The organism is Mesorhizobium sp. WSM4829 (genome assembly GCF_055811475.1).
In genome coordinates this window covers 143,000-161,783 of record NZ_JBVVQJ010000006.1, presented here as the reverse complement: position 1 = coordinate 161,783, position 18,784 = coordinate 143,000, and the positions used below count along the sequence as shown (strand labels likewise).

Annotated in this window: 21 protein-coding genes; 11 read left to right on the top strand and 10 right to left on the bottom strand. The window is 62.4% G+C overall.

Annotated features, from left to right (window positions below; genetic code table 11):
* Positions 1–127: 127 nt before the first annotated feature.
* From xylF to AC0L17_RS08405, 4 genes are all read left to right on the top strand, one after another.
* A complete protein-coding gene (xylF, locus tag AC0L17_RS08420; RefSeq protein ID WP_473515467.1) occupies positions 128–1,168 on the top strand; it encodes a D-xylose ABC transporter substrate-binding protein in 1,041 nt (346 codons plus the stop codon).
* A 141-nt stretch (positions 1,169–1,309) separates the two neighbouring features.
* Positions 1,310–2,629, top strand: coding sequence for a sugar ABC transporter permease (locus AC0L17_RS08415; RefSeq protein ID WP_473515466.1), 1,320 nt, complete (start codon positions 1,310–1,312; stop codon positions 2,627–2,629).
* A gap of 93 nt (positions 2,630–2,722) precedes the next feature.
* Positions 2,723–3,517: an ATP-binding cassette domain-containing protein gene (locus AC0L17_RS08410; RefSeq protein WP_236368827.1), complete on the top strand. Its 795-nt coding sequence runs from the start codon at positions 2,723–2,725 to the stop codon at positions 3,515–3,517.
* 113 nt (positions 3,518–3,630) lie between these two features.
* Positions 3,631–5,274 carry a CHASE domain-containing protein gene (locus AC0L17_RS08405; RefSeq protein WP_473515520.1) on the top strand — a complete coding sequence of 548 codons (1,644 nt, stop codon included), beginning with the start codon at positions 3,631–3,633 and terminating at the stop codon, positions 5,272–5,274.
* Positions 5,275–5,398: 124 nt separating this feature from the next.
* On the opposite strand, the gene AC0L17_RS08400 is transcribed toward AC0L17_RS08405, so the two are convergent.
* The 6 genes from AC0L17_RS08400 to AC0L17_RS08375 all read right to left on the bottom strand — a co-directional run bounded on the left by AC0L17_RS08400 (position 5,399) and on the right by AC0L17_RS08375 (position 9,015).
* On the bottom strand, positions 5,399–5,641 hold the full coding sequence (locus tag AC0L17_RS08400) for a YMGG-like glycine zipper-containing protein (protein ID WP_027153471.1): 243 nt from the start codon (positions 5,639–5,641) through the stop codon (positions 5,399–5,401).
* 81 nt (positions 5,642–5,722) lie between these two features.
* Positions 5,723–6,049 carry a hypothetical protein gene (locus tag AC0L17_RS08395; RefSeq protein ID WP_473515465.1) on the bottom strand — a complete coding sequence of 109 codons (327 nt, stop codon included), beginning with the start codon at positions 6,047–6,049 and terminating at the stop codon, positions 5,723–5,725.
* Between the two features lie 199 nt (positions 6,050–6,248).
* Positions 6,249–6,431 carry a hypothetical protein gene (locus tag AC0L17_RS08390; protein ID WP_473515464.1) on the bottom strand — a complete coding sequence of 61 codons (183 nt, stop codon included), beginning with the start codon at positions 6,429–6,431 and terminating at the stop codon, positions 6,249–6,251.
* Between the two features lie 176 nt (positions 6,432–6,607).
* Positions 6,608–7,672 carry a sensor histidine kinase gene (locus AC0L17_RS08385; protein ID WP_473515463.1) on the bottom strand — a complete coding sequence of 355 codons (1,065 nt, stop codon included), beginning with the start codon at positions 7,670–7,672 and terminating at the stop codon, positions 6,608–6,610.
* Positions 7,673–7,822: 150 nt separating this feature from the next.
* Entirely contained in the window at positions 7,823–7,990 is a 168-nt protein-coding gene (locus AC0L17_RS08380) for a DUF1328 domain-containing protein (protein WP_023797107.1), read from the bottom strand.
* A gap of 230 nt (positions 7,991–8,220) precedes the next feature.
* Entirely contained in the window at positions 8,221–9,015 is a 795-nt protein-coding gene (locus tag AC0L17_RS08375) for a response regulator (RefSeq protein ID WP_473515462.1), read from the bottom strand.
* Between the two features lie 235 nt (positions 9,016–9,250).
* Here AC0L17_RS08375 and AC0L17_RS08370 point away from each other — a divergent pair, with 235 nt between their 5' ends.
* On the top strand, positions 9,251–9,448 hold the full coding sequence (locus AC0L17_RS08370) for a NepR family anti-sigma factor (protein WP_027153467.1): 198 nt from the start codon (positions 9,251–9,253) through the stop codon (positions 9,446–9,448).
* A gap of 3 nt (positions 9,449–9,451) precedes the next feature.
* Positions 9,452–10,003: an RNA polymerase sigma factor gene (locus AC0L17_RS08365; RefSeq protein WP_023797110.1), complete on the top strand. Its 552-nt coding sequence runs from the start codon at positions 9,452–9,454 to the stop codon at positions 10,001–10,003.
* Between the two features lie 68 nt (positions 10,004–10,071).
* On the opposite strand, the gene AC0L17_RS08360 is transcribed toward AC0L17_RS08365, so the two are convergent.
* The gene (locus AC0L17_RS08360) at positions 10,072–10,392 is read right to left on the bottom strand and encodes a response regulator (RefSeq protein WP_473515519.1); all 321 of its coding nucleotides are present in this window, start codon (positions 10,390–10,392) and stop codon (positions 10,072–10,074) included.
* Positions 10,393–10,652: 260 nt separating this feature from the next.
* Here AC0L17_RS08360 and AC0L17_RS08355 point away from each other — a divergent pair, with 260 nt between their 5' ends.
* The 3 genes from AC0L17_RS08355 (at position 10,653) to AC0L17_RS08345 (ending at position 12,343) form a co-directional block, all read left to right on the top strand.
* Complete coding sequence (locus AC0L17_RS08355) at positions 10,653–11,414, top strand: Crp/Fnr family transcriptional regulator (RefSeq protein ID WP_128175417.1); 762 nt, start codon at positions 10,653–10,655, stop codon at positions 11,412–11,414.
* A 126-nt stretch (positions 11,415–11,540) separates the two neighbouring features.
* A complete protein-coding gene (locus AC0L17_RS08350) occupies positions 11,541–11,867 on the top strand; it encodes an ElaB/YgaM/YqjD family protein (RefSeq protein ID WP_091593226.1) in 327 nt (108 codons plus the stop codon).
* Positions 11,868–11,878: 11 nt separating this feature from the next.
* Entirely contained in the window at positions 11,879–12,343 is a 465-nt protein-coding gene (locus tag AC0L17_RS08345) for a hypothetical protein (protein ID WP_473515461.1), read from the top strand.
* 108 nt (positions 12,344–12,451) lie between these two features.
* On the opposite strand, the gene AC0L17_RS08340 is transcribed toward AC0L17_RS08345, so the two are convergent.
* The gene (locus tag AC0L17_RS08340) at positions 12,452–13,984 is read right to left on the bottom strand and encodes a sensor histidine kinase (protein WP_091593222.1); all 1,533 of its coding nucleotides are present in this window, start codon (positions 13,982–13,984) and stop codon (positions 12,452–12,454) included.
* 182 nt (positions 13,985–14,166) lie between these two features.
* On the opposite strand from AC0L17_RS08340, the gene AC0L17_RS08335 reads away from it, so the two are divergent.
* Positions 14,167–14,367: a hypothetical protein gene (locus tag AC0L17_RS08335; RefSeq protein WP_023797117.1), complete on the top strand. Its 201-nt coding sequence runs from the start codon at positions 14,167–14,169 to the stop codon at positions 14,365–14,367.
* Between the two features lie 29 nt (positions 14,368–14,396).
* On the opposite strand, the gene AC0L17_RS08330 is transcribed toward AC0L17_RS08335, so the two are convergent.
* The gene (locus AC0L17_RS08330; protein ID WP_473515460.1) at positions 14,397–15,317 is read right to left on the bottom strand and encodes a diacylglycerol/lipid kinase family protein; all 921 of its coding nucleotides are present in this window, start codon (positions 15,315–15,317) and stop codon (positions 14,397–14,399) included.
* Positions 15,318–15,601: 284 nt separating this feature from the next.
* Between AC0L17_RS08330 and AC0L17_RS08325 the strand changes: the two genes are divergently transcribed.
* On the top strand, positions 15,602–17,119 hold the full coding sequence (locus AC0L17_RS08325) for a PRC-barrel domain-containing protein (protein ID WP_473515459.1): 1,518 nt from the start codon (positions 15,602–15,604) through the stop codon (positions 17,117–17,119).
* Positions 17,120–17,168: 49 nt separating this feature from the next.
* Here AC0L17_RS08325 and AC0L17_RS08320 read toward each other — a convergent pair whose 3' ends face one another.
* A complete protein-coding gene (locus tag AC0L17_RS08320) occupies positions 17,169–18,746 on the bottom strand; it encodes an alkaline phosphatase family protein (protein ID WP_473515458.1) in 1,578 nt (525 codons plus the stop codon).
* Between the last annotated feature and the right edge of the window lie 38 nt (positions 18,747–18,784).

Sequence of the window (18,784 nt, the reverse complement as noted above, 5' to 3'; positions counted from 1 at the left end):
CCTCAGAATTGGTGTTGACAGTGCTTCGGCGTTGGACCAGTATTTTTTCGAGGCTCGAAAAAATAGAGCCTTTGTGCCGGCCTTCGGGCCAGTTGGTCGCGCCCTACGCGGCGCAGGGAGGAATATCATGAAGAGATTCGCAGCCGCCATTCTGGCGGGGGTCGCCATGTCGCTGACGCTCGCGTCGGCCGCTCAGGCCAAGGACAAGGTCATTGGCGTCTCGTGGTCGAACTTCCAGGAAGAGCGTTGGAAGACCGACGAAGCCGCCATGAAGGCGGCGATCGAGGCCGCCGGCGACAAATATATTTCCGCTGACGCACAGTCCAATCCCGGCAAGCAGCTGACCGACGTCGAGAGCCTGATCTCGCAGGGCGCCAACGCGCTGATCATCCTTGCGCAGGATGCCTCGGCCATCGGTCCGGCGGTGCAGAAGGCGCTGGACGAAGGCATTCCGGTCGTCGGCTATGACCGGCTGATCGAGAACAAGGACGTGTTCTATCTGACCTTCGACAACCAGGAAGTCGGCCGCATGCAGGCCCGCGAAGTGTTCAAGGTGGCGCCGGAAGGCAATTACGTCTTCATCAAGGGCTCGGGCGCCGACCCGAATGCCGATTTCCTGTTCGCCGGCTCCATGGAAGTGCTCAAGGATGCCATCGACAGCGGCAAGATCAAGAATGTCGGCGAGGCTTATACGGACGGCTGGCTTCCCGCCAACGCCCAGAAGAACATGGAACAGTTCCTGACCGCCAACGACAACAAGGTCGATGCGGTGGTTGCCGCCAATGACGGCACCGCCGGTGGCGTCGTCGCGGCGCTGACGGCGCAGGGCCTGGCCGGATCCGTCCCGGTTTCGGGCCAGGACGGCGACCATGCCGCGCTGAACCGCATCGCGCTCGGCACACAGACCGTATCGGTGTGGAAAGACGCGCGCGAGCTCGGCAAGAACGCCGCCGAGATCGCCTCGCAGCTGGCCGACGGCAAGCCGATGACAGACATTGCCGGCGTCAAGGATTTCACCACGCCGGGCGGCAATGTCGTCAAGTCGCTGTTCCTGACGCCGATTGCCATCACCAGGGACAATCTCAACGTCGTCATCGACGCCGGCTGGATCAAGCAGGAAGAGGTCTGCGCCGGCGTGGCGGCGGGCACCGTCGCGGTCTGCAACTGATCCGCCTTCGCCAAAAAAACCTGAAACGCCGCGGCTTCACGCCGCGGCTTTTTTTTCAAAAGAGTTGTTTTTCCGCGTCTCGCGGGTAATTTCTAGGCTGCTTCCGGCATCCGCGGCAGACGGCAACGGTGGGAGGACATCATGACCGACACGACTTCCAACACGCCGGCTGCCGATCGGGCGCGTGAATCCGAGCTCAGCCCCTTCGGCCGCTTCCTCAAGGCAACCGAGCTCGACATACGCATGTTCGGCATGGTCGGCGCGCTGCTGATCATCTGGGTTGGAATCCACATCCTGTCGGGTGGGCTTTTCCTCACGCCGCGCAATCTCTGGAACCTGTCGGTGCAAACTTCCTCGGTCGCGATCATGGCGACCGGCATGGTGCTGGTCATCGTGATGCGCAACATCGATCTTTCGGTCGGCTCCGTCGAAGGCGTGATCGGCATGGTGATGGGCGTTGCGCAGGCAGAATTCCTCATCCGCGTCATGGGATTCCAGCTTGGAAATCCCTGGATATGGGTCATCGCACTGGCTGCCGGCGTGGTGCTCGGCCTCATGATCGGCGCGCTTCAGGGCTTCATCATCGCCTATCTCGAGGTCCCGGCCTTCATCGTGACGCTGGGCGGCCTGCTGATCTGGCGCGGCATGGCGTGGCTGATGACGAGCGGGCGCACCGTCGCGCCGCTCGATGCCACGTTCCAGCTCATGGGTGGCGGGCCGCGTGGCTCGATCGGGGCGACCGCGAGCTGGATCGTCGGCATTCTCGCCTGTGTGGCCGTCGCCTTGATGCTGCTCAACGGCCGGTCGCAGCGCAAGCGCTTCAAGTTTCCGTTGCGCCCGGTCTGGGCGGAGAGCCTGCTTGGTGTTGTCGCCTGCGCCGCCATCCTCGGCGCCGTCTGGATCGCCAATTCCTATCCGTGGCCGATCGGCATCGTTCGCCAATATGCGCAGCGGACCGGCATCACCGTCCCCGAAGGCGGGCTGTTCATCGCCCATGGAATCGCCATACCGGTGCTGATCGCGGTCGCAGTCGGCATCGTCATGACCTTCATCACCCGGCGCACCCGTTTCGGCCGCTACGTCTTTGCCATTGGCGGCAACCCGGAAGCGGCGGAACTCGCCGGCATCAACACGCGCTGGGTGACCATGAAAGTGTTCATGATCATGGGCGTTCTGGCCGCGATCAGCGCGGCAATTGCTTCGGCCCGCCTCAATGCGGCGACCAATGCGCTGGGCACGCTGGACGAGCTCTTGGTCATCGCAGCAGCCGTCATCGGCGGCACGTCGCTGGCCGGCGGCTCCGGCACGGTGCTCGGTGCCATGCTGGGCGCGCTTCTGATGCAGTCGCTGCAGTCCGGCATGGTGTTGCTCGGCATCGATTCGCCGCTTCAGAGCGTCGTCGTCGGCGCCGTGCTGGTTGTCGCCGTCTGGCTCGACACCGTCTACCGCAAGCGGGTCTGAGCATGATCCCGAGCCGAAGGTCTGCGTCAGCGAAAAGTGGACATCCGTTTCGGTCCAACATCATGTTCGGCAAAACCATAGAGAGGAACGATCATGGCTGACACGACTGCTCCCACGCCACTGATCGATATGCGCAACATCTCGATTGCCTTCGGCGGCATTCGCGCCGTCGACGATGCGTCGATCGATCTTTTCCCGGGCGAGGTCGTGGCGCTGCTCGGCCACAACGGTGCCGGAAAGTCGACGCTGATCAAGATCCTGTCCGGCGCCTACAAGCGCGATTCGGGCCAAATCTTCGTCAATGGCGAGGAGGCTTCGATCGCCAATCCGCGCGACGCCAAGAAATACGGCATCGAGACGATCTACCAGACGCTGGCGCTCGCCGACAATGTCGACGCCGCCGCCAACCTGTTCCTCGGCCGCGAGCTGATGACCGGCTGGGGCACGCTCGACGATGGCGCCATGGAGGCCGAGGCGCGCAAGGTGATGGGCAGGCTCAATCCCCGCTTCCAGCGATTCAAGGAGCCGGTGGTCAAGCTTTCGGGCGGCCAGCGGCAGTCGGTGGCGATCGCGCGCGCCATCCTGTTCAACGCCCGCATCCTGATCATGGATGAGCCGACGGCGGCGCTGGGACCGCAGGAAACGGCGCAGGTCGGCGAACTGGTCATGCAGCTCAAGGCCGACGGCATCGGCATCTTCCTGATCAGCCATGACATCCACGATGTGTTCGAGCTTGCCGACCGCGTCTGCGTCATGAAGAATGGTCGGGTCGTTGGCACGGCGCGCACCGGCGACGTGACCCAGGACGAGGTGCTCGGCATGATCATTCTGGGCAAGTGTCCGCCAGGCGCCATTCCGGGACCAGGCGCGCTGAAGATCGCCGCCTGAAGCGTCAAATACCTGTCACGTGATATGCCAGCCGTCATGATGGTTTGGCCGCGCCATTGTGTTGCCACGGGGACTTGCCCATAAGATGGGGAACCATGGGTCGCAGCCGCAGCTTGAAGAAGTTCTTCCCGATCGTCGCTTTCATCGCCGTCGCGCTGATCAGCCTGACAATGGCGGGATTCGCCTATTTCGCCACGCAGGAAGCGGCGCGCATCAAATTCGAGGCGACGGCGGACGACGCCCTCAACCGGATCGATAGCCGCATCGACCTGCATCTGTCGATGCTGCGATCGACACACGCACTGTTCGAGGCTCGCAATGGTGACATTTCGCGGAGCGAGTTCAAGGCGTTCTTCGATGCGCTGGGTATCAACGACAATTTCGCCGGCCTGCGCGGCATCGGCTTTCTCCGGCTGGTGAGAGCCGGCGACGAGGCAGCGGTCGAGCGTGCCATCCTGCACGACTATGGCGTCAGCGATGCGATCTATCCGGCCACGACAACGCTGCCATGGCGTGCGCCCATCACGCTGTTCGAGCCGCTGGACCCTTCCAATCAATCCGGCATCGGCTACGACATGTTCACCGAACCGGTGCGGCGCGAGGCGATCGAAAGGGCGATGGCCGACAACCAGCAGCACGCGAGCGGGCGCGTGCAGTTGGGCCAGGAAACAGGTGCTGCGCAGACCTTCACCGGCTTCCTGGTTTTCGTGCGGCTCAACATCGAAACCGCGGCGGACGGCATCGATGCGTCGAGATCGTCGACAACAGGCTTTCTCTATGCGGCGTTCCGCGCCCGCGACCTGTTCCAGACCGCGCTCAGCCGGACGCCGCTGCTGCCGGTCAACATCGAAATCTATGACGGCAAGGTGGATGCCGACCATCTTTTGTTCCAGTCGGAAACGCCGCCGGCGTCGAGCTTCGGCGACAGGTTGCTGGTTTCTCGCGAACTCACCATCGCCGGACGTCCATGGACGGTCCTGTTCAGGCCGACAAGCGCCTTCTCGCAACCTTCCTCGCGCGCCATTCCGGTGATGCTCGGCCTGTTCGGGCTGCTGCTCGCGGGAACCATCGCGCTGGTGGCGCGCTATCAGGAGCGGGCCTATGACGCGGTCTCGCTGCTTCATGAGACGACGGAAAAAAGCCTGCTCGAAAAAGACCTGATGCTGCAGGAGATGAAGCACCGCATCAAGAACTCGATCACGCGGGTGCTGGCGATTGCGCGCCAGACGGCGTCGCACGCCACCGACGTCCACGAGTTCTCGTCCTCTTTTTCGGCCCGGCTGCAAGCGATGGCGGCGTCCCAGGACATGCTGACGCGCTCGCGCTGGCAGAAGGCCGATCTTGGCGATCTCTTGCGCATCGAGCTTGGCCAGGTGTTCGGCAAGGAGCTTCCCGACGGGATATTGTCGGGGCCAGAGGTGTTGCTCGACGAGACGACGACGCAAGCGCTCGGCCTGACCTTTCACGAACTGGCGACGAACGCGCTAAAATACGGCGAAACCGGCAATTCGGCCATTACCAGGAACGGCGACTGGTCGCTCAAGGTCGACTGGTCGGTCGAAGGCCACAGGAGCGACCGAACGCTGGTTCTCAACTGGCGCGAAGCCGGCAAGAAGAAGCTCGAACCACCGGTCAAAACAGGTTTTGGCACCAAGCTGATCGATCTGAACGTGACGCGCGAATTGCGCGGTACGATCAATCGCGATTTTCACGATAGCGGGCTGAGGGTGGAAATCAGGATCCCGCTGTCGGACTGAAAGGCTGCCGCAAACCGAACGTTTTCGAAGTCGCCCAAATGCAGCGCCCCAAATAAACCGGCCAAGTAAACAGAGACCGGCTCGTCCGGTCTCCGCGTCCAATGCCTCTTGCGTTTGAAACGGATCAGCAGCGCGCCGTAAACAGACGGCCACGGTTGTCGCGGTACTGGCAATAGCCATTGCGCAGGTTGCGCACCAGCAGGCCGGTACCGGCACCGATGGCTGCGCCCACCAGCGCACCCTTGCCGCCGTCAATCAGGCCGCCGGCCAGCGCGCCGACACCGGCGCCGACGCCCACATCCTGCTCGGTGGTGCTGCAACCGCTGACCGCGATTGCGGCAACCATGGCAATAATCATCTTCCGCATAGGGTCACTCCTCGCCTTTGTCCTCACTTGTAGCTCCGCCCGTCATTTATCACGCGAAAAAGTGTTTTGCCCTGCTCGATTTCATTGTTGGCTAAGAGAATCTTTTTCGGGGCGCGCGCCGCTCGAGGCAAGCTCGAGGTCGGAAATCTCCACGGAAGCGTCGAGGGTGCCGTCCGGGCGCACGTTCCAGACGATCTGGTCGTAATCATCCTCAAGTGCCGGGTCGACGGAAAGGCATTTGGAAATGATGCGCGGAGCCTGACCCTGCACATCGCCCATGGCAAACGGACGCGCGGCGGCACACTCCTGAGCGGTTTCGAAAACGCTCACCGATACGGGCAGTTCGCGGCACTCGGTCATCGTGTTCGAACAGCCGATGACCAGCAGCACGGCAGCGATATGTTCCATGGCGACGGTCCTCCCGCCATAGAACGGGCTACATCCGCCAAAGTTCCGGTCATGCGGGCTGGCGCGACCATGGAGGACAGGCATCAGGCAAGCCCAAGCCGCCGGCCACTTGCGACCGACGCTTTGCTTCAAATTGTTATCGCAAACCGCTGCACACCCCCGGTTCAAGCCCGAGGGCATGCTTTTCGCGTGACATGCATTAGACCAACTGGAACGCGGCGGCCATGACGACCACTGCAGCCAGCCCGATTGCGGCGAGGCCGGGGATCGGCAGGGAAGCACGGGGCGACCGCATTGCGGATGCTTCGGGATCCTGGAACCCGCTCATCGAAACGCGTGCGGCCTGTTCCAGCCTGTTGATGTCGGCAACCGTCAAAGCCATTTCTCCCGTACTGCGCAGCAAACTGCGACGAAAACGTCATGCGGAGTGGTGCCTGAGAAAAACAGCATCGAACCTTATGGTGAACAGATGGTTAAGCCGGCGCGGCCGGTATCAATTCCCCACCCCTCTTGGCCCCAACCCCTCGGCCAGTTCTCTTGGGCTCGGCTGTTGCCAGTTCAATCCGTCTCGAAATTGCTGCGAGGAACGACGAGATGGTATTCGAGACGATCCCCGCTGATTTCAAGTCTCGCCGTGCCGTTCAACGACGCAGGCACGACGCGCTCGAGCGCGACGCTGCCAAAGCGCTTCTCGCTGGGCTGATTGTCATTGGCTCCGATGGCCTCGGCCCATGTCAGCGACAGCGCGGTCTCGCCAGCGGCAGCCGCCGTCAGGTCGGCCGTCACCTCGACGAACCCGTCGGCTCGCGACAGAGCGCCGTAGCTGACAGAATTGACGGCAAGCTCGTGCATGGCCAAGCCGATATGCAGGGCGGCATTGGGATTGAGGTATGGGTTTGCACCGCGAAAACGCAGGCTGCGCACAGGGTCGGCGCCATAGCGGCCGACCTGGCCGGACACCAGTTCGCGCAGTGCCGCTCCCCGCCAGTTGGACGAGGTCACCAGGTCTTGGGATGAGGCAAGCGACTGCAGCCGGCCGCGAAAGCGCGTCAGGAAATCACTGAGCGTGTCCGAATAACGGCTGGTCTGGGTGGCGATGCTCTGGATGATGGCCAAAAGGTTCTTCGACCGGTGGCTGACCTCGCGCAGCAGCGTCTTCAGGGTTTGCTCGCGACGTTTCTGCTCGGTCGTTTCGACCATTGTAGTGACGACGCCCTGCACGGCGCCGCCGTCGTCATGATCCGCGTCTATCCATATTTGGAACCAGCGGACGCCATCGTCGGCGGGAATGCTGAGCTCAAGATGTTCCGGATTGCCGGATGCGACGACCTTGCGTTTGGCTGCGCCGATGCGCTCCGCCTGCGCAAGCGGCAGGATGCCGTTACCGTCGCCAGTGTCGGAAACCTCCGTGTCGGAAACAACTGTGTCGGAAATCCAGGGCGGGCGCATGTTGCGGGCCCAGACGGTTTTCATCTCGCGATCCTGATAGAGAACCGAAATGCCGGCATTGTGCAGCGCATGGAGAAGGGCCCGGCCAAGCTGCATTCCACTCTCAGCGGACTGCAGAGCGATGATCTCATCGCTCCGTCCGCTGTCTCTCATGTCTCCGGCTCTGGATTGCATCGTTCACTTCACCCGCCCGATGCAGGCTGAACGGCTGACGGAAAATTGGGTTCCAAAAAGAAGTCCGCCGAGCGACGTCCGGCTAAGGACACCGCCCGGCGGTGGCTGGAAACCGCTTGAGGGGTGCGGCTCCCAGTGTTCGATCGCAGTTCACGACGCGCGTTTGAACAAGCCCGCAATAAGCGAAATGATCAGGAAAGCGAGAAAGATGAAAAACAATATCTGCGCTATACCAGCCGAGGTGCCGGCGATGCCGCCGAAGCCAAGAGCGCCTGCAATGATCGCAACGACGAGAAATACGAGGGCCCAGTAAAGCATGGTCCATCTCCTTCAAATAGTATGCCAAAAACGTCTTTCGCTGCCGTTTGTTCCAGCATTTCCCGAAAAAGACGAGCCCCGGAAAGCTTTCCCGCTCGAATTGGATCGTCATGCGCAGGTGAGTTGCAAGTGGCGTGTGCCGGCCGCAAGCGGCCAGCGTTACTCATCTGTGGAAAACGGGCGATCAGTGAAACTGTGGAAAGGGCCGCTCAGGGCCGGGCTGCCCGGCCCTATGCAGCGGCTTTCGCCTGCCGGTCGAAGAAGAGCGCCTGGCTGATCAGGGCCTTGACCATCTCCGGATTGAACGGCTTGGTGACGAGGAAGGCCGGCTCCGGCCGCTCGCCGGTCAGGAGGCGTTCGGGAAAAGCGGTGATGAAGATCACCGGCACCGGGGTGGTCGACAGGATCTCGTTGACCGCTTCGATGCCCGAGCTGCCGTCGGCAAGCTGGATGTCGGCCAGCACCATCTTCGGCCGCATCTTGGCGAACATCGCCACCGCCTCGGCATGGGTACGCGCCGTTCCGACAACGCGATGGCCTAGGCTCTCGACCATTTGCTCGATATCCATGGCGATCAGCGGCTCGTCCTCGATGATCAGCACATCGGTTGCCACCTGGCGGGAAATCTCGTTGCTGGCCTCGGCAAGAAGCTCGGAGAACTCCTGGTCGTCGACGTCGAGAATCTCCGCCGCCTCGTCTTCGCTGAAACCTTCGACGGCGACCAGCAGGAAGGCCTGGCGGGGACGGGGTGAGATCGCGTTCAGATTGGCGGCGGCGCGCTGTTCCCACGCCGATTGCGGGTGTTCCTGCGGAACGCGGATGGCGACCGAGGTGAACAGCCTGGCGAAGACCTTGTAGAGTGCGATGCGGTCATTCGACGCGTTCGGAAAGATGTCGACGTCGGCGATGATGGCTTCGAGCATCGCGGCGACCAGCGCGTCGCCACTCTCCTGCGATCCGGAGACGGCCCGCGAAAAGCGGCGCAGGAACGGCAGGTGTGGAGCGATGGTTGCGGACAGGCTCATGATGGACGTCTCCCTCTGACGTAATTGCATAGATTGGAAGCCAAGCTGATAACAAGCCCTGAAACAAACCCTGAAAATACAAACGCCGGCCTGCCGAAAAAGTTCCGACGGCCCTGGAACTAATATAAGAGGAAGGCGTTTGAGATCGGGACGGGCAACCAGACGAGGGGGTCGCCTGCTTTGCGTCGTGTATTGAAGGGCGGCAGGTACTGGGAACGAAGGGCGAAATGACGACATGAGGAAAGACAACACGGCTGGCGCTGCAACGAACAGGCGCCGGGCTGCTTCCGGCGACCCGCTCGGGCCAAACTCGGAAATCGGCCGCAAACTCAAACAATATTACGACGAGCTGGTCTCCGACAGCGTGCCGGATCGCTTTGCCCAATTGCTCAGCCAGTTGGAACAGGCCCAACCTGCACGGAAAAAGGACTGAGGCATGGCGGCCGTGTCCCAGAGCTTCAAGACGGATCTGCTCGCCTCGATTCCGAGCCTGCGGGCCTTTGCCGTGTCATTGACACAAAATGCCGACAAGGCCGACGATCTGGTGCAGGAAACGCTGGTCAAGGCGTGGGACAAGCATGAGAGCTTCGAGCCGGGCACCAATCTCAAGGCATGGCTGTTCACCATCCTGCGCAACGAATTCTATTCGCAGATGCGCAAGCGCGGCCGCGAGGTGCAGGATAGCGACGGCATCATGACCGCCAGGCTAGCCGTCCATCCGGCCCAGCACGGCCAGCTCGACCTCAAGGACTTTCGGAGCGCGCTCGAGCAATTGCCAGAGGACCAGCGCGAAGCCATCATCCTCATCGGCGCGTCGGGCTTTTCATACGAGGAAGCCGCCGAAATTTGCGGCTGTGCGGTCGGAACGATCAAGAGCCGCGTCAGCCGCGCCCGCACGCGGCTGCAGGAAATCCTGAAGATTTCCGGCGACGACGAGTTTGGCCCGGATGCGATATCGGCTCAGGTGACGGGGTCGAACGCCGCCTGAATACGGATCACCGGTAATGTAGGACCTGGTAATCGGGCTCCGGTTTGCGGACATCACACAACCGGACATCAAACAACAGGTCTGCGCCCGCACGCTGACGCCACTGCCTCCACGAGATCGTCTCCCGAATAGGGCTTGGTGACCAATCTGACATCGGGAAATGTCACCTTGATTTCGTCCATGTCGGAATAGCCCGAGGCGAAGACGAAAGGCACGCCCGATTCGCGCAGCCGCGAAGCGAAATCGAGTGTCGAAGTGCCGCCCAGCATGAGGTCGACGATGGCCGCGTCGAATCGCGAGGCAATGCTCTGCCGATCGATCTCAGCCAGATCGCGGGCGACGACCACATCGCCGGCGCCATAGTCGCGGCAAAGCTGCTCGACATCCATGGCGATCAGGAATTCATCCTCCAGAACTAGAATCCGCAATCCGTCCAGCAATGGGGGCACGTGGCAATGTCTCCGTGGGGCGCAGGGAACAGGGAGCGCAAGGGATAGAGGAGTCATGATCCCTATTTGGCTTCCTGTCATTTAAAGTTATTTCGCATCCTGTCATTTAAAAAAGACATGCCGCCGCAGATGGCGGAACCTCGACGCCGGCAGGGCGTTTGCTATCGCCCTCCGGAAGAGGGCTTCGAAGAGGGATTGAAATGTCTGGCCAGAACGGCCGTTCCTTGTCCGCCCGCCGGTATTCATGTGAGAACTGCCCACTGCGGCCGTTGCCGGCGTTCCGGGCGTTCGAGAAGCAGGAACTCGTCTTCGTCAATGGCTTCAAGAAGGGCGAACTGGCCGTCGAGAAGGGCGACACGGTTCTGGTTGAGGGAAGCCGCAGTGCCCATCTGTATACAGTGCTGTCGGGTTGGGCCTTCCGCTACAAATTGCTGTCGGATGGCCGCCGGCAGATTCTGAATTATTCCATGCCAGGCGACCTCATCGGTCTGCAAGGCAGTCTGATGGGCGAAATGCAGCACTCCGTGGAAGCTCTGTCGCCGATGCTGCTCTGCCTCTTCGAGCGGGAGGCCCTCCCCGAACTCTACCGCAGCCATCCGGGCCTCGCCTACGACATCACCTGGATCGCCGCGCGAGAGGAGCGCATGCTCGACGAGAACCTGCTCAGTATCGGCAGACGCACCGCGCTCGAGCGTGCTGCCTATCTCATCGCCTTCATCTCCACTCGCGCCAGGGTGGTCGGGTTGAACGGCAGGACGCCCGTGCAGATTCCGATCACCCAGCAGCACCTCGCCGATACGCTCGGCCTGTCGCTGGTCCACACCAACAAGACAATCCGCAAGCTGATCGATCGCAAGCTTATCTTCTGGCGCGACGGCGGCTGCGAGGTGGTCGACAACGAAAGGCTCAAGGACCTCGCCCGCTGGGAAGGGTTGAGCGAAGGTCGCCGACCGCTGATCTGAGCGGCTAGCGGAGACGTGCCGGGCTGGACTCGGCTGCGTAAACACCCTTTCATGGCAGTTGTTCCGATTTCGGAACCTTGGGGTGGGTCGAACGTTTCGACCCGAGCAAACGCAAGGAGTCAAGCAATGGCGACTGCCGCAGGAAAGTCCCCGAACGAAAGCCGGCCAAATTCGGACCTTGAAGAAGACATCAGGCAGCTGAAAGTCGACATTCAGAAACTCACCGAACAGCTGGCCGAGACCGGCCAACACGGTTACGGGGCTGCTCGTCGGGTTGCTGCGGAAGGGGTCGAGCAATTGCGCGCCCAAGGCGAAGCAGCCTTTGAAAATATGCGCAGCAACGCCAAGGATATCGAAGCTCAAGTGGTGGCGAGCGTGCGCGAAAAGCCGGTGACGTCGCTGGCAATCGCGGCAGGCGTCGGCTTTCTGTTTGCGCTTCTCGCACGCCGCTAGTCTCAGCCCAGATGGGAATGCTGGCATCGTTGATCTCGGCTCTTGCCTCGGGTGAAGTCGTTGCAGCCGTGCGCTGCGCGCGCACGGCTGCGATCGTCTATGCGCTCGCAGCACTTGCCGCACTGTGCGGCCTCGGTTTCCTCGTCGGAGCGGCCTATGTCTGGGTGGCGGGTCGCTATGGGCCGATGGCAGCCTGCCTTGGTTTCGGGGTCGGCTTCCTGCTGATCGCAGGGCTCCTCCTGCTCATCCATCAGCTGTCGGCTGGCGCGCGCGCCCGACGCCGGGCGCGGAGGCGCAATGCCGATATGAAGGCGGTCGGCATCACGGCAGCGCTCGCCGTGCTGCCGGCGCTACTCAAGGGGAAAGGCGGCTTGGGCACGATACTCGCCCCGGCGATTGCACTCGCCGCCTACGCAATCTACCGCGAGAACACAAAGCCCGATGCCGACGATCCGGATGCCGGCGAAGCGAAATAGCTCGAAGTGGTTCTTCTTCGGGTTGGCATCGTGTTGGCAATGATCCGAAAAACCGGGTTCCACTTTTCGCTGACATGGACCTTTGGTTCGAGATCCATGGTCGAGCCGTCACTTCGGCAGATCCTCCAGCGGCATCGATATTTCGGCGAATACGCCTTCCGGCCGGAATTCGTGGGTCACTTCACTGGAGATGACCTTGGCCAGGCTGCGGCGGATCAGGATCGAGCCGAAGCCGTGGCGTTCGGGCGAGGCAACTTCAGGCCCGCCGCTTTCGCGCCAGGTCAGGACCAGGCGCCGAGCGCCTTTCCTAACCTGTGCCTTCCAGTCGAGATCGACCTTGCCCGAGGCCGCCGACAGCGCTCCGTGTTGCAGCGCGTTGCTGGCCAGTTCATGCAGGATCAGGCCAAGCCCGACTGCCTGGTCAGGCGAAAGCAGCAGATCGGCGCCTGAGATCGTCATGCGCGGCTGATCGGCGGTGTCGAACGGCTTGACCTCGATCTGCACGAGTTCGCGGATGCCAATGCCGCGCCACTCGCGGTCGGACAGCAGGCTGTGCGCGGCGCCCAGCGCCTGAAGCCTGGCGCTGAAGGCGTCGAGGAAATCCCTCGGCTGGCGGGCATGGCGAACTGTCTGCGTCGCCAGCGCCTGGACGGTGGCCAGCGTGTTCTTGACGCGATGGTTCAGCTCGCGCAGCAACAGCCGCTGCCGCTCATCGCCGAGCTTGCGTTCGGTGATGTCGTAGTTGACGCCGAAGATCAGCGTCGGCTTGCCGTCGCCGTCACGCTCGATGACCCGGCCGCGCGTAGCGAGCCAGCGCGGGGGGCTGAGGCCCTTCACGCGGTATTCGCCAAAATAATCGTCGCCGCCGCTCAGCACGTCGCGAAAGCGCGTCTCGGTCTGGTAGGCGTCACGCGGGTCGATGGCGGCGAGGATATCGCGTGCTCTCAGCCGGGTCGAGCGCGGCAGGTCGAACAGCTCGGACAATCGGGCATCGCATTCGATCATATCGCTATGGATATCCCATGCCCAGCTCGCGAGCGATGCGGCATCGAGCGCAATGCCGCGCCGCTTTTCCTCGCGCGCCAGTGCCGCAGCGGCGCTGGCGGCGTTGCGGGTGGCGTCCTTCAATGCGAACAGGCTGGCAGCGAGGCTGGCGAGCGCCGTCAATTGTTCGAGCTGCGCGGCAGACGGCGACCCGCGCGGCCTCCGGTCGAGCACGCAGAGCGTGCCGATCCGGGCGCCGGCCACCACAATCGCCGCACCCGCATAGAAACGGAAATGATGCTCGCCAGTGACCAGCGGGCTGGCGTTGAAGCGTGAATCCATGGTCGCATCCGTCACCACCATCGGCTGGTCGCCGGCAGCAATGGTGTGGGCGCAAAAGGATGTATCGGTCGCGGCCTCGGTCTCGTCCAGGCCGACACAGGACTTGAACCACTGCCGCTCGACATCGACGACCGTCACCAGCGCGACAGGTGTTTGCATCACCGCGGCGGCGAGCCCACTGATAGTGTCGAAGTCAGGATCGGCCGCCGTGTCGATTGCATCGAGATCATGGAGCACGGCAAGCCGATCCTGCGCCGTTACCACGCTAAGGACATCGACCGGCAGATTCGGCTTTGTCACTACCCTGCTATCCACAAGTCCCCCAGATGCATCGGCTTGCAGCCATCCGCGCTGGGCCCAGTTGCCGGGCCCTGAAACCGGAACCTTCGCCCTGAGGAACCGTTACCCAACCACATTTTGCCAGCCGCGCCGCCAGCCGCCAACCGACATGCCAGCGCCAAACGAAATGCCAGCGCCAACCGAAATGGAGGCCGATCATGCCCAAGATCGTTCCTGAAGACAAAGCCCGGCAGGGACGCTGGGGGTGGCACACCTTCCGTATCTTGATCGCTGCGCTGCTTTTGGCGTTTATCGCCTGGGGCATCGCCGAGATCTACGGCAACATGATAGACCGGACGCCGACAACCGAACAGGGCGAGCTTCCCAGGAACGAGCAGGGCGAGATTCCCAGAGGCTGAAGCCTTCCGATCGACTGTGCCGGGATGCATCACGCTGCCCTCGCTTGGACGGCGCGCGCCGGGACGAGAACGTTCAGCGCACCAGGATGAATTTCGATCGTCGTTTCGCGGTCAAGCCTGACCAGTTCGCCATCCATGACGGCGCGAAATTTCTTCGCAGCCGAGTGGAGTTTCAAAACGGCCCGGTCAGCCTGGTGGATCTCCACATGCTCGCTGTCGCGCCATTTGCCGCGCGCCATGTCGAAGAGGACCCTGACCAGTTCGCCACGCCGCCGCGCCACCGTGACATAGATGCCGAGCACGCCGCCGGCGGGATTGTCGGCATAGGGCAGATGACCCTCACCGAACAGATTGTTGGTGATGCCGATGCCAGTGGTGCGCGTCACGATCTCGGCCTCGCCGATGGTCAGCGTCACCTTCATCGCCGAAGGGTTGTTGATCGCCGCCCAGGCAGCCTTTGCCGAGGCCCGCATCTTTCCCAACCGCGAGCCATACTCCATGGCTTGGCGAAGCTGGACCATCCTGGCATGCATGCCGATCGAGAATTGATGCACGAATGGCTTGCCGTTGGCGGTTGCCATATCGACTGCAATAACCTCACCGTCGGCAAAGGATTTCACGGCCGCGTCAAGGGTTTGTGGAATGCCGAGCCCGCGCGCGAACAGGTTCATCGTGCCAGCCGGTAAAATGGCAAGCGCTTTCTTGCTGCCCATCACCCGAGCCGCCGCGGCCGAAATGGTGCCGTCGCCGCCACCGGCCAGCACAATGTCGACACTATGCCTGGAAGCGATGCGGTCCAGCGTTGCGACAATGTCCCTGCCGGCAACGATTTCGATATCGATGCGGTGGCCTGCTGCCTCCAATGTCTGGCGCATTCGGTCGGTGAAGGCGGAGAGATCAACCGTTCGCAGGGTGCCGCCCTCCTGGTTCAGCACCGCCGCAAATCGCATTCCCCCGCTCCGATTTTTCTTGGCTACCATTGGATAATCATCGGCCGTAACAGACCGAGCCATGGGCCGAAACGGGGCGGTTGAAAAAAAGTTCCGCAGCTCTAACGAAAATACAGGAGCCAATCTCACCCGGCCAAACGCATAATTGAGCGCGATTCGGGTGGTTTTTTCACAACGCTCGCCCTGGTGTCGGAACAACGGCGCGGTCACGACGTTGTGAATGTGTAACGCCGCGACCGAGCTCCCTTGCTCGCGGCCAGAGATAACGCACGAGGAGGATTACGATGATCCGCACCCTTTTATCCACCACCGCACTGGCAGCGTTGATTGCGACCGGTGCGTATGCGCAGGAAGCCACAACACCGGCGCCCACCCAGGAGCCGGCGGTCCAGGAGACCGCTCCGGCGGCTCCCGTTGCGCGGGCCGAGGGCAGCCTGATGACCAATATCATTGGTGAATCCGTCTATAACGGCACCGGCGACGATGCCGAGAACATCGGTGAGGTCAGTGATGTCGTCTTCGATGAAAACGGTCAGGCGAAATCCGTCGTCATCGGCGTCGGCGGCTTTCTTGGCGTCGGTGCCAAGAATGTCGCTTTCGACTACAACAAGCTGCAATGGGCCGAACGGAATGGCGACCGCTGGCTGATTGCCGAAACCACAAAAGATGAGTTGACGGCTCAGCCGGACTTCGATCGCAAGCCCTATGATCCGGCTCCTGCGGCCACCGACACCACGGCTACGGCTCCCGCTCCATCGACCTCGACGGATACAACGGCGCAGAATGCTCCGGCGGCTCCAGCCGATAGCGCCGCAGCTCCGGCCGAACCTGTGAAGAGTGCCGACGGCAACCTTGCCACGAATATCATCGGCGAAACCGTCTATAACGGCACTGGCGACGACGCTCAAAACATCGGCGACGTGAACGACATCGTTCTGGCCAAGGATGGCAAGGCCGAGTCGCTGATCATTGGCGTCGGCGGCTTCCTCGAGGTTGGCGAAAAGAATGTCGCCTATCAGTTCGACAAGGCCAAGTGGGCGGAGAGGGATGGCGATCGCTGGCTGGTGGCCGAGACCACGAAGGAAGACCTGGAGGCGCTGCCGGAGTTCGACCGCAGGCCTTATGATCCCGCCCCGGCGACAACCGCATCGACTGACGCGGCGACGCCGGCGCCAGTAACCACCACCCCTGCTGTCACTCCAGCCCCGGCGGAGAAGACCGCGGAAGCTCCGGCGGCAACGCCTGAACCCGCTGCTCCGGCACCGGCAGACAAGACGGCCGAGGCCCCGGCGGCAATGCCTGACACGACTGCTCCGGCACCGGCGGACAAGACGGCCGAGGCTCCGGTTGCAGCAACGCCTGACACCACTGCTCCGGCACCGGCGGACAAGACGGCCGAGGCTCCGGCTGCAGCAACGCCTGACCCAACCCCCGACCAGACGAAGACCGCGGCGATCGACAAGTCGGCGCTGACCGAAATGCCGATCAACGAAATCCGCTCCGAGGATTTGGTTGGAACCACCGTCTATGGCGCCAACGATGTCAATGTCGGTGAGATTGGTGACGTCGTGCTGACGGGCGACAAGAAGGTCGACGCCGTCATCATCGACGTCGGCGGTTTCCTCGGGGTTGGCGAGAAGGAAGTGGCGATCGGCATGGACAACCTTAAATTCATGACCGACAAGGATGGCAATCGCTATCTCTACACGAACTTCACCAAGGAGCAGCTCGAGGCGCAGGCACCCTATGACAAGGCCACATATGCGCAAAACCGCGACACCCAGCGCATGATGATGCGCTAGCTTGCGCCAACGACGAAAAAGACCCGCGCCGGCAACGGCGCGGGTCTTTTCATGATGGGAAAGATGGCAGGCCTGCGACGTGGCCGGCAACCCCATCCTCGGTCAGTTCGGCAAGCGCCAGCGACTGATCAAGATGTTCTGCCCGCCAGGCAAGCAGCCTTTCGGCAAGCTCCAGCCGGACCGGCAGATAGGCCGGATCGGCAGCGACATTGGTCAGTTCGTCCCGATCCTGCTCCAGGTCGAATAGCAGCGGCGGCAGGCCGCCGCCGAAATGTACATATTTGAATTGTTTCGTGCGGATGACGGCCAGATTGCACTGGCGCGGACCGATGCCGAAACGGCGCTCGGCATCACCGTCGGCGACCGAGCGGAAATCGAACTCCCAATGCGCGGCCTCGCGCCAGTTGCCCGGCTCCCCGGCATCCAGGAACGGCTTCAGCGATTGTCCGTCGAGGTGCGGCGGGGGTTCCTCGCCAAGCAGATCGAGCAATGTCGGCGCTATGTCGACCGCTTCGGTGAAGCGGTCGACGCTGGCGCCGGCCGCCTTGCGGCGACGCGGGTCGCGGACGATCAGCGGAATATGAAAACTGCCGTCGAAGAAGCCGCCCTTGCCTAGCATGAAATGGTCGCCCATCATCTCGGCATGGTCAGAGGTCAGCACGACGATGGTGTCGTCCCAGGCATCCGCCGCCTTGACCGCCTGCCAGATCCTGCCAAGCTGCGCGTCGACTTCCGAGATCATGCCGTAATAAAGCGCGCGGATGCGGCGAAAATTGTCGTCGCCCCAGGTGCGCACCTTGCCCTCGGCACCGGGGCGGAAATTCGCCCGCTGCTGCTGGTCAAGTTCATAGGCGAGGTAGGGGTGGCTCTGCGCCTCGGCCTGCCAGCTCGCGGCGCGGCGGAAGGTTGTTCCATCGGCTGAGTCATACATGCTGTTGTAAGGCTCCGGCACGATGAAGGGCGGATGCGGGCTGAGGAAGGAAAGATGCGCGAACCACGGTGTATCGCGCTCCTGCTCGCCCAGCCAGCGGGCGAATTCGGCGGTCAGAAAAGCGGCTGGGGTCTCGTCCTTCGAGTAGACGGGCGGCGCGCTTGTCACCGCGCTGTCGGCCCTGCCTCCAAGCTTGTCAACTGGGCGATGGATATCGGGAAAACCGGCGCTGCTATCGATGCCGCGCGCCTTGAGCCATGACAGCCACGGTTTCTGGTGCTCCGGCAGGAGTTGGCGCATGGTGAAGCCGGGCAGGACGCCTTCATAGCTTCTCAGCCGCGGGTCGCCTGGCGCCAGCGTGCGCGGATCGGGTGACACATCGGTAAAGCCGAACAGCGTCGGATCATAGCCGAGACTGCGTGCCGAGAGCGCGATGTTGCCATGGCGAGCGTCGAGCGGCGTGCCGTTGCGGCAGACGCGGTTGTTCATCTGGTAAAGGCCGGTGTAGAGGCAGGCGCGTGCCGGCGAGCAGGGCGCCGCCCCGCCAAAGTGCTGTCGAAACAGCACACCCTCGGCGGCGAGCGCATCGGCATTCGGCGTTCGCACCACCTTGTGGCCTGCCGCCGACAGGCAGTCGCCGCGCCACTGGTCGCAGGTGATCAGGAGAACATTCGGGCGTCTGTCTTTTCTGACCAATGCGGGTGTCCTTCATTGAAAACCTGTCGCGAATACCT